Source organism: Pseudomonas sp. MD330_10 (genome assembly GCF_042610415.1).
Taxonomy (GTDB): Bacteria; Pseudomonadota; Gammaproteobacteria; order Pseudomonadales; family Pseudomonadaceae; genus Aquipseudomonas; species Aquipseudomonas rhodesiae.
In genome coordinates, this window is record NZ_JBHGZU010000212.1 from 1 (window position 1) to 209 (window position 209).

General features: G+C 62.2%; 1 protein-coding gene. It reads right to left on the reverse strand.

Going from position 1 to position 209, the window contains the following annotated elements; translation table 11 throughout:
- Positions 1–209: RHS domain-containing protein (locus ACFZPT_RS27230; RefSeq protein ID WP_379556015.1), on the reverse strand; the 209-nt coding region annotated here is incomplete at both ends.

Consider the following 209-nt stretch of genomic DNA (forward strand, 5'->3'; position numbering starts at 1 on the left):
GGCGATTTCGCCGTAGGCGCGGTAGTGCGCGGACCAGACGATTTCGCCATCCGGGGCTGTGAGTTCTTGCGGCGTGCCGAGGTGGTCGAGTTGGTAGTGGTAGGGCTGTGTTTCTTTTGGACCGAAGCCTTGTAAAAGCGCCAGCGGCCGGAAGCTGTCGGGTTCGTAGAGGTAGCTGCGGTGGCGGCCCGCTTGGTGTTCGGCGATAA